Annotated in this window: 12 protein-coding genes; 3 read left to right on the top strand and 9 right to left on the bottom strand. The window is 41.1% G+C overall.

Annotation, left to right across the window (positions count from 1 at the left end; all coding sequences use genetic code 11):
• Positions 1-174: 174 nt before the first annotated feature.
• The 3 genes from rlmD to pcrA form a co-directional block, all read right to left on the bottom strand.
• Positions 175-1,590 (bottom strand): 23S rRNA (uracil(1939)-C(5))-methyltransferase RlmD, encoded by a 1,416-nt coding sequence (gene rlmD / locus DWV68_RS08080; protein ID WP_118665457.1) that lies wholly within the window; start codon positions 1,588-1,590, stop codon positions 175-177.
• 135 nt (positions 1,591-1,725) lie between these two features.
• Positions 1,726-2,004, bottom strand: coding sequence for a hypothetical protein (locus DWV68_RS08075; RefSeq protein WP_022242638.1), 279 nt, complete (start codon positions 2,002-2,004; stop codon positions 1,726-1,728).
• Between the two features lie 127 nt (positions 2,005-2,131).
• Positions 2,132-4,360 carry a DNA helicase PcrA gene (gene pcrA, locus DWV68_RS08070; RefSeq protein WP_118665455.1) on the bottom strand — a complete coding sequence of 743 codons (2,229 nt, stop codon included), beginning with the start codon at positions 4,358-4,360 and terminating at the stop codon, positions 2,132-2,134.
• Positions 4,361-4,629: 269 nt separating this feature from the next.
• On the opposite strand from pcrA, the gene DWV68_RS08065 reads away from it, so the two are divergent.
• Entirely contained in the window at positions 4,630-5,319 is a 690-nt protein-coding gene (locus DWV68_RS08065; protein ID WP_118665453.1) for a DUF1836 domain-containing protein, read from the top strand.
• Positions 5,320-5,494: 175 nt separating this feature from the next.
• Here DWV68_RS08065 and DWV68_RS08060 read toward each other — a convergent pair whose 3' ends face one another.
• The 5 genes from DWV68_RS08060 to DWV68_RS08040 all read right to left on the bottom strand — a co-directional run bounded on the left by DWV68_RS08060 (position 5,495) and on the right by DWV68_RS08040 (position 9,411).
• Positions 5,495-5,827, bottom strand: coding sequence for a YerC/YecD family TrpR-related protein (locus DWV68_RS08060; RefSeq protein WP_117699169.1), 333 nt, complete (start codon positions 5,825-5,827; stop codon positions 5,495-5,497).
• 142 nt (positions 5,828-5,969) lie between these two features.
• Positions 5,970-8,045, bottom strand: coding sequence for a heavy metal translocating P-type ATPase (locus DWV68_RS08055; protein WP_118665451.1), 2,076 nt, complete (start codon positions 8,043-8,045; stop codon positions 5,970-5,972).
• Positions 8,046-8,142: 97 nt separating this feature from the next.
• Entirely contained in the window at positions 8,143-8,445 is a 303-nt protein-coding gene (locus tag DWV68_RS08050) for a DUF6110 family protein (protein WP_022243411.1), read from the bottom strand.
• Positions 8,446-8,546: 101 nt separating this feature from the next.
• Positions 8,547-9,155 (bottom strand): HD-GYP domain-containing protein, encoded by a 609-nt coding sequence (locus DWV68_RS08045; RefSeq protein ID WP_118087715.1) that lies wholly within the window; start codon positions 9,153-9,155, stop codon positions 8,547-8,549.
• A gap of 16 nt (positions 9,156-9,171) precedes the next feature.
• A complete protein-coding gene (locus tag DWV68_RS08040; RefSeq protein ID WP_118087716.1) occupies positions 9,172-9,411 on the bottom strand; it encodes a hypothetical protein in 240 nt (79 codons plus the stop codon).
• Positions 9,412-9,633: 222 nt separating this feature from the next.
• On the opposite strand from DWV68_RS08040, the gene bsh reads away from it, so the two are divergent.
• On the top strand, positions 9,634-10,620 hold the full coding sequence (gene bsh, locus DWV68_RS08035) for a choloylglycine hydrolase (protein ID WP_118665449.1): 987 nt from the start codon (positions 9,634-9,636) through the stop codon (positions 10,618-10,620).
• 683 nt (positions 10,621-11,303) lie between these two features.
• Here bsh and DWV68_RS08030 read toward each other — a convergent pair.
• Positions 11,304-12,035 carry a phosphatase gene (locus DWV68_RS08030; protein ID WP_118087718.1) on the bottom strand — a complete coding sequence of 244 codons (732 nt, stop codon included), beginning with the start codon at positions 12,033-12,035 and terminating at the stop codon, positions 11,304-11,306.
• Between the two features lie 130 nt (positions 12,036-12,165).
• Between DWV68_RS08030 and DWV68_RS08025 the strand changes: the two genes are divergently transcribed.
• Positions 12,166-13,170, top strand: a complete 1,005-nt coding sequence (locus tag DWV68_RS08025; protein WP_118665447.1) for an ABC transporter substrate-binding protein — start codon at positions 12,166-12,168, stop codon at positions 13,168-13,170.
• The last annotated feature ends 27 nt before the right edge of the window (positions 13,171-13,197 follow it).

Raw genomic sequence — 13,197 nt, 5'->3', positions numbered from 1 at the left:
TTCAATTCTGCATTTTCTCTTTACCTGCGAAATATACAGATTGGAAACCTTCATGCCGGCATTATGTTCAGCCACATACTTCTTTATCTCATCATATGTAGCCTTAGTCTCTGCAGATGTTATATCCATATCATCAAGTTCAATCGTGACATTAATGTAATCATCCGGCTTTTGTTACAATTGGGACAAAAGAACCACAGTCTCAATATTTCCGGACCATGGGAACATGTCCACGCAGTACATCCGCTCCACCTGATATCCTCTGGCGGTTAAAACCTCTAAGTCTCTTGCAAGACTGGTTGGCTTACAGGAAATATAAATCATACGGTCTACGCCATAGCGGATAATCTTCTCCAATGCCTTTGGATGGATGCCATCGCGCGGAGGGTCCAATACGATAAAATCCGGTTTTTCAGTAATATCGTCCAATACTTTTAAGACATCGCCGGCTAAAAATTCGCAGTTTTCAAGACCATTTAATGCCGCATTTTCCTTTGCGGCTTCCACTGCCTCTTCTACTATTTCCACACCCACTACCTTTTTTGCGGCAGGTGCCAGCATCTGTGCAATGGTTCCGGTTCCGCTGTATAAATCGAATACCACCTTGTCTGCCTTCTCGGTCAGCGTATCTCCGATATAGTCCCTTGCAGTCTGGTAAAGCACCTCTGCTCCAAGAGAGTTGGTCTGGAAGAAGGAAAATGGTGTGATTCTAAAACGAAGTCCTAAGAGTTCTTCGTAGAAATAATCTTTTCCATATAAAATCTCTGTTCCTTCATCCTTTACTACATCTGCTACACTGTCATTTTTCGTATGAAGAATTCCTGCAATGCTGCCATCTAAATCAAGTTTACATAACGCGTCTTTCATTCCGGTCAGCAAATCTTTTTCTGAAGATACTGCTTCTGTCAGACCATCCAGTATATGCTCTGCACCTGCCGATACAAGGTCAATCAGGATCTCTTTGGTCTTTACCGCTTTACGCACCAGTAAATGACGCAGATATCCGGTATGCCGCATTCTGTGATAATAGGAAATCTTTTTTTCTGCAAAATACTGCTGCACACAGCTTAATATCTTCCGATAATCTTCATCTACAATTTTACAGTCCGTTACCGAAACAATATCATAAAAGCTGCCACGCTTATGCATGCCAAGAGCAAGGGGGCCATCCTTAAATTCGTCCCCAAAAGTAAATTCCATCTTATTACGGAATCCGAATTCATTCGGACTTGCTTTTACGCCCTCAAAGCTGTAGGTTTCCGGGGCTACTACCGCATCCATCAGTTTCTTCACCTGCTGTCCTTTTAATGCAAGCTGATCTTCATAGGATAAATTCTGATAAGTACAGCCTCCACAGATTCCAAAATGCGGGCATGGTGCTTCCGGCAGCTCATTTGGTGCTTTCTTCAAAACTTCCAGTAAGCGGCCTTCGCCTTTTCCCTTTCTTACCTTATTTACAGAAAAGGAAATCTCCTGTCCCGGTAATACGTTTTTTACGATTACCTGCTTTCCTTCTTCTACTTTTACGACTCCCTTATTCGGGAAATCCACATATGCAACAATTCCCTGTAATACCTGACCTTTTTTCATACTTACCTCACACAAACAATTCTTTTCCAAAAACACATGTCATCCGCAGCGTTTCCGGCACACTCAGTAAAAGGGCTGCATGATATCACACAGCCCTTTACATCTTCACCTGTTAAATTATGCAAATGATAATGATTATTTCTCTTCCTCGTCATCCTCGTCAAAGAAATCATCTTCAAAATCATCATCGAAATCGTCTTCAAAATCCTCCAGATAATCTGGTGCAAAGAAACGATATAATCCATAAGCAGCTGCAGCAACTACTACAACAATACCAATGATTGCAAAAATTAAACCAGCTTTTGATTTTTTCTTCTCTTCCATTATTTCCTCTTTCTCCTTTTTATGCAATAATTCTGTTACTTTGTTCACATTTGCGGTTAATAAATTCTTTAATTCTTCCATTTTTTCCATTTCTGACCACTCCTTTTTATGCCAACAACAGTTTTTCATTTTCCTGCCACCTAGAACTCTTTTTATTAATTCATTATAGCATATGTTTCCCCAATCTACTAGAAAAAATTACAAATTCATAAAATTTTTATAACTTTTTCAATTTGGCAAAGGATGCAAACATCTTCTTCACACCTACACTGGAAAAATCAACGGTAACCTCGTAATCCCTGCCGCCGTCAATAATCTGCTTTACGACTCCGGTGCCGAATTTCATATGGGAAACGGTATCGCCCACAGCATAATCCAATGGCTTTTTCATTGCGGAATTACCAAAGTTCCTTGCCTCCGGTACGCCAGTTCTGCGCAGTGCCATCGGCTTTGCCGAAAATGCATTTTTCGCCATCATACTTGGTTTCGGAATATCCGGCATTTTTTCCTTCTGGATGGTTCCCGCTAAAAGTTCCCGCGGAATCTCTTTTACGAAACGGGACACCTTATTATACTGTGTTTCTCCTCGTATCATACGCATTCTTGCGCAGGATATGGACAACCGCTCCTTGGCTCTTGTGATTCCCACATAGGCAAGACGACGTTCTTCTTCGATTTCCGCTGTTGGATTTTCCGCACAGATTGCACCGAATCCCGGAAACAGTCCGTCTTCCATTCCTGCCAGATAAACCTGTGGAAATTCAAGACCCTTCGCACTGTGCAGCGTCATCAGCACAACATAGTCCTGTGTCTCATCCACACTGTCAATATCTGCAACCAGTGCTACTTCCTCTAAGAATCCGCTTAAGGTCGGCTCTTCCTCGCTTTCCTCATAAGTAACTGCTTTGGAAATCAACTCATCGATATTTTCCATTCGCTGCTGTGCTTCCTCTGTATTTTCTGCTTCCAGTTCACGGACATAACCGGTTTCTTCAATGATTTCCTGCAAAAGCTCTGATACACTGATATACGGCAACTTGCTCCGCATACTCTGAATCAGCATTACAAACGGTCTGATTTTTGCAGATGCCCGTCCGATTGTGCCAATCTCTTCTGCCATTTTTAAGGCATTATAAAAGGTAAGACCGTTTTCATCGGCATAATCCTGCACCCTGCTTAATGTCGTTGCTCCAATTCCACGTTTTGGCACATTGATAATACGGCGTACCGCCAAATCATCCATGGCATTGTCAATGGTCTTAAGATAAGCCAGTAAATCCTTGATTTCTCTTCTGGAATAGAAGTTTACGCCTCCCACAATCTTATATGGTATGCTGGCTGTGATAAAACGTTCCTCGAAAAGTCGGGACTGGGCGTTGGTACGGTATAATACGGCACAGTCTCCGTAATGATACATGCCTTCCCGCACTTTGCTCCGGATATCTTTTGCTACATAGTCTGCTTCATCAAATCCGGTTTCAAACTGATGAAATGCAATTTTTTCGCCTTCCTCATTCTCCGTCCAGAGACGTTTTGCCTTTCGTCCCACATTATTTGCAATGACCCCATTGGCTGCATTTAAAATATTCTGGGTGGAACGGTAATTCTGCTCCAGCTTGATGGTGACTGCATTTGGAAATTCTTTTTCAAAATTCAATATATTATAAATGTTTGCTCCACGGAATTTGTAAATGGACTGGTCATCATCACCTACCACGCAGAGATTCTTATATTTGCCTGCCAGCAGTTTAATCAGCTGAAACTGTGCCGTATTGGTATCCTGATACTCGTCCACCATAATATAACGGAACCGCTCCTGATAATAATCCAGCACTTCCATATCCGACTGGAAAAGCTCTACGGTCTTTACAATCAAATCATCAAAATCCAGTGCATTATTTTTCCGTAACACCTGCTGATATTCCCGGTAAACGGCTGCTTCCTTCATTTTCCGGAAATCTCCCTGCGCCCGAAGGGCATATGCTTCCGGACTAATCAGCTCGTCCTTTGCAGAAGAAATGGCCGCAAGCAAACTTTTTTCCTTATACATCTTCGTATCAATTTCCAGACGCTTGCAGATATCCTTCATAATGGTCTTCTGGTCTTCTGTATCATATATGGTAAAGTTGGTTCCAAATCCGATATGGTCAATAAAACGGCGCAGAATTCTCACACAGGTAGAATGAAAGGTAGATACCCAGATATTTTCCGAGCCATAGCCCACCATGTCATCAATACGCTCCCGCATTTCGCCTGCAGCCTTATTGGTAAATGTAATCGCAAGGATATGATAGGGATTGACTCCCAGTTCCTCTATCAGATATACCGCCCGGTGAGTCAGCACACGGGTCTTTCCGCTGCCTGCGCCCGCCAGCAGCAGCACAGGTCCTTCTGTTGTAAATACACCTTTTTTCTGTTCTTCATTTAATGAATCGTATATACTCATAATGCTCCTTTACTCTCCTCAATACCACTCCGCTCAGTATACCATACTTCCTTAAGGGATGGGAACATATTTTCTGTATTTCTTTTCAGATTTCTTTTTGTACTGTCCGTCGAACGCATTCATGAGTTCTTTTCCCTTATGTTCATTCTATTGTAGTTGCATCACGCAATGTCATTTACACATCACAGCGTCATTGTATATGCTTTCTGTCATTTTACTTCTTGTCGTCTAGTTTTCAATACTATATAATAGGTATGAGGTGAATTCAAATGACAATTGATGCAAAAGATTTATTAAACAGTATTTTATCCAGTCTGTCGCGGATTGACTATATCCGTCCGGAAAGTATTCCAAATATTGACCTTTACATGGATCAGATTACTACCTTCATGGATACCCAGCTTGCAGCTTCCAAGCGTCATCCCGATGACAAGATTCTGACCAAAACCATGATTAACAATTATGCGAAAAACAATCTGCTTCCACCGCCGGTCAAGAAGAAATACAGCAAAGAACATATTCTGATGCTGATTTTCATTTATTATTTCAAAAGCATATTAAGTATCAATGATATCGAAAGTATCTTAAATCCTCTGGCAAAACGTTTCTTCAATGCAGAAGGAGAATTCAATCTGACAACTGTCTATGAAGAGGTGTTCAGTCTGGAACGGGATGAAGTAAAAAATCTGATGAAAGATATTACCAAGAAATTTAACACCAGTTCTACCACCTTTGCAGATGCGCCGGAAGAAGACCAGGATTTTCTTCATACATTTTCTTTTATCTGCATGTTAAGCTTTGATGTATTTGTAAAGCGTATGTTGATTGAAAAGCTGATTGACGAGACAAAGGAAATGGAAAAAGAAGCAGACGATGCGCAGCGTGCAGCAGAAAAGAAAGCTTCTGAAGAGAAAAAAGCTTCTGAGAAAAAGACTTCCGGAAAAAAGTCGAACGAATAAAAAGCCATATGCCTGGAAAAAAGAATGTGCCTTGGCACATCCTCGCAGAGCGTTTTTTACTTTACAGAAAAGCAATTTCCTGTAAATCGAAAAAGCACCAGTTTTCGAACCGGTGCTTTTCTTTATCATTTACATGATTTTGTGCAAAAAATTAAATATTGGTTTAATTTTATCTCTACTCTTCGTTTTTCTTTTCCGCTTTTTTCTCTTCTTCCAAAGGTTTTACATTCGTTCTTGCAAATACCATATCATATCCATCACATCCATAATTCAAGGAACGATTCACACGACTGATGGTTGCCGTTGATGCGCCAGTCTTCTCTGCAATATCAAGATAAGTTCTCTGCTCACGCAGCATCTTTGCCACTTCATATCTCTGTGAGAATGCCAGTAATTCATTTACCGTACAGACATCTTCAAAGAATTTATAACATTCCTCTTTATTTTCAAGGCTTAAGATTGCATCAAACAAATGATCCACTGCTTCCGTTCTTACATTCTTACTCATTCTGCCTCTCCTTTTCGTATTATACTTTTTTCAATACAAAAATGTTAGCATATTAAAGTGTGAAAGTAAACCGTTTTTCGAAAAATTTTCTTTTCAATTTTTTTCTTTTTCTGAACCTCAAAATTTCTGTTTCTGGAAATTTTTAATCCAGAAGATTCTGCATACTCTTTAAGGTAATTACCAATGTAGATGTATTATGAAGTAATGCAGATACGGTTGGCTGCAGGACTCCTGCCACGCCAAGCACAATCAGTCCTGTATTGAATCCAACAATTGTCCGGTAATTCTTATGAATCCGTTTCATCAATGCATTGCTCAGCACCTTTAAGGTTACTATCTCATAAAGATTATCCGCACCGATAGTTACATCTGCAATTTCTCTTGCAATCTCTGCTCCATCACTGATGGCTATTCCAATATCTGCCGCAGATAATGCCGGTGAATCGTTGATACCATCTCCAATCATAATGACCTTGTGTCCTTCTGCTTTGGCTTTCTCTACAAAACTTGCCTTATCTTCCGGAAGTACCTCGGAGTAATACTCGTCTACGCCCACTCTTGCTGCAATGGCGGATGCTGTACGTTCACTATCCCCTGTCATCATAACAACTTTCTTAATTCCGGCTGTCTTTAAGGAATTTACAACGGCTGCTGCTTCATCACGAAGCGGATCTTCAATACAGATAACGGCTGCAAGGCGGTTCTCAATTGCCATATAAAGGTGTGAATATTCTGATGGAAGGCTGTTAAACTGTTCTTCATAGCCTTCCGGAACCACACATTTTTCATCTTCAAATACAAAGTGATAGCTTCCGATTACCACACTCTTTCCTTCTATGGTGGAAGAAATTCCGTGGGCTACAATATATTCCACCTTAGAATGTAGTTCTTCATGCACAAGATTCTTTTCCTGAGCTGCATCTACAACTGCTTTTGCCATAGAATGAGGGAAATGTTCCTCTAAGCAGGCAGCAATGCGTAAAAGCTCTTCCGTGGACTTATCCGTAAAAGAAACCACATCCACTACGGTAGGCTGTGCTTTGGTCAGAGTACCTGTTTTGTCAAAGACGATGGTATCTGCTTCTGCCATTGCCTCTAAGAATTTGCCACCTTTTACGGTAATATTGTGCACACTTGCTTCACGGATTGCAGACAATACAGATACCGGCATTGCAAGTTTTAATGCACAGGAAAAGTCCACCATAAGAACTGCTAATGCTTTTGTGGCATTTCTGGTAAAGAGCCAGGTAATGCCTGTTCCTAGTAATGTATATGGAACCAGGCGGTCTGCCAGATGCTCGGCTTTACTTTCCAGGGAAGATTTTAACTTCTCTGACTCTTCAATCATCGTGACAATTTTTTCAAATTTGCTGGAGCCATTTACTTCTTTGACACGAATGGTCAGTTCTCCTTCTTCCAATACGGTTCCGGCATAGACATAACCTTCTGCACTCTTATGCACCGGAAGGGATTCGCCGGTTAAGGATGCCTGATTTACCATCGCATCCCCTTCCGTTACCACGCCATCAAACGGAATGACATTTCCCATATGAATACAGACTTCATCGCCTTCTTTAATCTCAGATGCCGATACCAGTATTTCCTGTCCATCCTGACACAGCCATACTTTACTGACATTTAAGGACATACTTCTTGCCAGATCATCGACGGATTTCTTGTGTGTCCACTCCTCTAAGATTTCTCCAATGCCCAGTAAGAACATAATGGAACCTGCTGTATTGATATCATTGCGAAGCAGAGAGACTCCAATAGCTGTTCCATCCAGCACCGGAACCTCTATCCTGCCCTTCGCCAATGCAGACACTCCAGCCCACAAATATTTCACGGAACGGACCATGGTAATTCCTGCGCGGATTGGATATGGCAGGAACATCTTACTGCCCATACGGAGTACCACTTTATTTACCAGCTTGTCCCAGTAAGTCCGGTTCAGCTCCCTGCCGGAATTCTGTAAAAAAGTCTCTGGCACATCCACTTTCTGATAAGAGAAATGACGCAGTGTCTCTATCATCTCCTCACGATTTCCCACATAACAGACTACTGCATCCTGTAAACGTTCATTTACTTTCACTGAAGTGACACATTTGCAGTTACTCAGGTAATATTCCATCATATCTGCCTGGCGGAAACTCATCCCGCCCTGAATGATATGAATACGAAGTCTTCCTTTTATCTCATGTTTTATAACAAATCTCATATTACATACTTCCTTAGATAAAGAATCACCTACAGCATATTCTGCAGGTGATTCTCATAGTTTGCGTGAACAGCGAGCAAAATCGCATGCCCAATGTTTATTCTGCTACAGTTTCTTCTGTTGCATCTTCTACAGATTCATCTGTATATTCTGCTGCTTTAGCAGCTCTGTCTTCATTAATCTGCTGTGCCTCTGCATAAATATCCTCTGCATTTTCCTGGATATTAGAAGCAGTCTTCATGACACATTCCTTTGCACGTAATGCTGCTGCTGTACAGTTTGTGTAGACTTTCTTTGCATCCTTGCTACCTAATATTTTAATTCCGGCTGTTCCAAACAATACACCGGCAGCAAAGATTCCGGTCTTCTTCCAGTTAAATTTTTTCACAAAATCAAACATATGTATTCCTCCTATTTCTGTTTGTTTTTTAGCTTACCGCCATTAAAACCCATTGTCCATACTCTTTTTCGTTATTGAGAATTCTTATCAACAACAGAATCTTATCTTGAAATTTTGATTACGGAAATAATTTCTTCCCAGTGGTCTAAGACATACTGTCCGATAATCGGGTCATACATCTTTCCAAGATTATTTTTGATTTCCTGATAACAGTAGTCAAAATCATGCGCTTTGCGATAACTCCGGTTTGAAGTCATGGCATCAATGGAATCGCAGATTGCAATGATTCTTGCCCCCACCGGAATTTCTTCTCCTTTGAGTCCAAGCGGATAGCCCTTTCCATCGAATCGTTCATGATGACAGAGCACGATATATTTCATTTCTTTTAAATGTCTTGATTTGCTCAGAATCTCAGCTCCGGTAGAAGGATGCCTTTTTATTGCCTCCCATTCGTCGTCATCAAGCTTTCCTTCTTTATTTAAAACAGCATCCGGAACACCGATTTTTCCAATGTCATGGAGATGTGCTGCAATATGGATTTGCTGTATATTCTCCGTTTTTAAGCCAATTAATTGGCATACTTTCATAGCCATATCACTGACACGCTGGGAATGCCCCGCCGTATAAGGGTCCTTGGCATCCAGTGCACAGGTAATGCATTCTATAATTTCATGATAATCTATCTCATCGCAATATTCACAAGTTTTCAAATAATCCCTTCACTTTCTATCCTTCAATGGCAAATTTTGCAAATGATAATTCTGCTCCTTTGCCGATTCTGCTGCAGATATTTACCACTCTGGTCATAACACCTGCAAACTGGTTATCTTTGGTTACAATTTTAAGAAGCTGTGTCTCTGCCTCATATTCTGCTTCCTCTACATCTTCTAATTCTAATGTTTCACGAAGAATTTCTTTTACCTGATCCTCTGTTACTTTTTTAGACATCCGATAATATCTTCCCATAATGCGTTTCCTTCCTTAGTTTTTACTACTTTATGTTAGTTCTTTCTAATCCAGTTGTATTATAACACCTGCTATTGAAAATAGAACCTTTCGTATTGATATTTTTTCTCATTATTTCTTAATTTGATTTGCCTCTGTATCCACGTTATAATAGTCCTATTACATAAATCTGATTTTCAGCAGAATACTAATACAAAAGAAAGACAAAAAGGAGGCTATTTTATGTGCACCGCAGCTACTTATCAAACAAAAGACTTCTACATGGGCAGAACCCTTGATTATGAATTTTCTTATGGTGATGAAGTCACCATCACCCCTCGCAACTATCCTTTTCATTTCCGTCATGCCGGGACTTTAAGCTCCCACTATGCCATGATTGGCATGGCTCATGTAGCACCAGACAATGGTGTTGACTATCCTCTTTATTATGATGCCTGCAATGAAAAAGGTGTCTGCATGGCAGGGCTTAACTTTGTGGGAAATGCCGCTTATGCTGATATTATTGATACAAAAGAAAATGTTGCACAATTTGAATTTATTCCATGGATTCTAAGCCAGTGTGCTTCTGTTTCAGAAGCCAAAGAAAAATTAATACAGATGAATCTCGTTGGAACTGTTTTTGCCAGCCATTTTCCGGCAGCACAGCTTCACTGGATGATTGCCGATAAAAGCGAAAACATCGTTGTGGAATCCATGGCAGACGGGCTTCATATCTATGACAATCCTGCCGGTGTGCTGACCAACAATCCACCTTTTCCAATGCAGATGTTTGCTTTAAATAATTATGCAGCGCTCTCATCCAGGCAGCCGGAAAATAATTTTTCCGACAAACTCAACTTACAGGCTTACAGCCGCGGTATGGGGGCTTTGGGTCTGCCGGGCGATTTATCTTCCCAGTCCCGTTTTATCCGGGTTGCTTTCACCAGACTACATTCCATTTCCGGCAGTTCAGAAATCGAAAGTGTCAGCCAGTTCTTTCATATCTTAGGTTCCGTCGACCAGCAGCGGGGCTGCTGTGAAGTTGCTGATGGGAAATATGAAATTACAATCTACACTTCCTGCTGCAATGCGGATAAGGGGATTTATTACTATACGACCTATGATAATCATTCAATTAACGGAATTGATATGCATCATGAGAACCTGGACAGTGCAGAGTTGATCCGGTTTGCGGTTCTTGATGCGGGTGGGATTCACTGGCAGAATTAGCGGATTGCGATGTGGGGATAACATTTAGAATCAAAGAATTTTGCAGCAGTCAAAGCACATCTGATTTTCTTTTATGTGAAATGTCAACCGTTCTTAGGGGTCTGTTTTTCTTGATGATAAACTGTCTTTTCGGTTGCTTTGACAGAATATTTGCACTGTCCGCCGAGGACAGATGCCACCTAATGTCTGCAAGGGTCACTGGGAATTTCGATATACTTTTCATTTCATCTGGCAACCGGCACAAATTCACATCCATGTTCAATTGTGCCTCGCTGGTACATCCCTGTACCAGCGTTGCCTGTTGCCAGACGAAATTCCAAGTGCCCCTAACAGCCCTTATCAGGCATCTGCACTTCGACGATCAGTACCAATATTTTGTCAAACATGGAAAAGACGGTTTTTATCGTAAAAAGAAAAACAGACCTCTTAGAACGGTGACGTTTCATCATATGAAAATCAATGTGCTTCGGCTGCTGCAAAATTTTTTTACAAATTTCTCTCCCACATCGCAATCCCCTAATTGATGACATATAAAAGGAGCAGACCCGCATCAAAAGTCTGCTCCCTTTACGTCCAAAGTATTTTGTGTGTATTGTAATGTTCCTTACAAGAGTTAGTTTATACTAACTCTTGTTTTCTGTCAATACCGCTGTTGATATTCTTTTCTCACCTGTGATAACTCCTTATAGATGTTCCGGTGATTTAAAATAATTCAAAAAACTCTTCGCCAGTTCCACATTGGTATTGACCACCAGTTCTTCCGGAAAATCTACCATCTGAATAACTTCCAATGAATATTGATGATTCCCAACTGCAGTATCCACATGTGCATCAGAATCCATGATAACCGGAACTTTATATTCCTTGCAAAGTTCTAACATTTTGCAGCTGTTTTCCTTCGTATTCTGCCGGAAGCCACCCGGTATCAGGGAGCCATTGTTGACCTCTAACAATACATGATGTTCCTTTGCACCTTCCACCAATGCACGATAATCCACCGGATAATAAGAATCATCCGGATGTCCGATAATGTTTACATAGGGATTTTTCATCACATTCAGATAAGTTTTCGTATTTTCTTCTATGGTTCCCGGATGAAAACACGGACCATGCATACTTGCAACGCACAAATCCATCTGCTTTAAGGTACGCTCCGGCAGATCCACATGCCCTTCCATATCCATGATATTAAGTTCTGCGCCAAACAGCGTATACATTTCTCCATGCTTTCTTTCCAGCACGCGAAGATTATTAAAATATAACTCGCTGCAGGTTCCTGGCATTTTCGGAGCATGCTCTGTAATACCAAAGAGACGGATTCCTTTCTGCTCTGCCGCCTTTATCATTGCTTCAATAGTACTGTAAGCATGTCCGCTTGCAATTGTATGAGTATGAAGGTCTACGTAGTCGTTCATGTTCTGTTCTCCTTTTATATCTCTTGTCTTAATACTGTTTTCTAAATTTCAGACAATCCTATCCAATCCATCATAGCACATTTTCATCTGTCTTTCATACTATAATACAAATGTCTTTTAAGGATGCTCTATGAAACGATTTTATAAAAAAGGTATTTCTCTTTTCTTAATTCTTCTTATGTCCTTCCCGCTTTGTGCCTGCAAATCAGATGATTCTAAAGCATTAACAACCGTAAAATTAAACGAAGTGGCACATTCCATCTTTTACGCACCGATGTATGTGGCCATCGAAAAAGGCTACTTTGAAGATGAGGGAATCGAGCTCTCTTTGACCACCGGCTTTGGAGCGGATAAAACCATGGCTGCCGTTGTTTCCGGGGATGCAGATGTAGGATTCATGGGAACGGAGGCAAGCATTTATGCCTACACGGAAGGTGCAAAAGACCATGTCATTAATTTTGCACAGCTTACCCAGCGTGCCGGTAACTTTGTGGTTGCAAGGGAAAACACCGATTCCTTTTCCTATAAAGATATGATTGGAAAAGATGTGCTGGGCGGAAGAGCCGGTGGCACACCGGAAATGGTATATGAATATGTACTCCGGGAAAATGGTGTTTCTCCTTCCGAAGTCAAAATCGACCAGAGTATTGACTTTGGTTCTACCGCAGCGGCTTTTTCCGGCGGGCAGGGGGATTATACCATTGAATTTGAACCATCCGCTACTGCTTTGGAGCAGTCCGGTGACGGCTATGTGGTAGCGTCCATTGGCGTGGATTCCGGCTATCTTCCATATACTGCTTTTTGTGCCAAAGAAAGCTATCTTAAGGAAAATGCCGACCTTATCCAGCATTTCACCAATGCTTTACAGAAAGGCATGGATTATGTAGCAGGTCACAGTCCGGAAGAAATCGCAACTGTCATTGCACCACAGTTTAGTGAAACAGATCTTAAAACCCTTACACTTATTGTAAGCCGCTACTACGACCAGGAAACCTGGAACACAGATTTAATACTCCGGGAAGAAGGCTATGACTTAATGCTTACTATTTTAGAAGAGTCCGGTGTTCTCTCCGGTGCCGCTCCTTATGAAGATCTTGTAAATACAGATTTTGCAGAAAAAGCATCCACACCGTAGTTTAAAATATCAGAAATTAAATCATTA

The sequence above is a fragment of the Roseburia sp. AF12-17LB genome (assembly GCF_003479605.1).
Lineage (GTDB): Bacteria > Bacillota > Clostridia > Lachnospirales > Lachnospiraceae > Roseburia_C > Roseburia_C amylophila.
The sequence above is the reverse complement of the archived record's forward strand: the minus strand, read 5'-3'. Positions and strand labels throughout refer to the sequence as shown.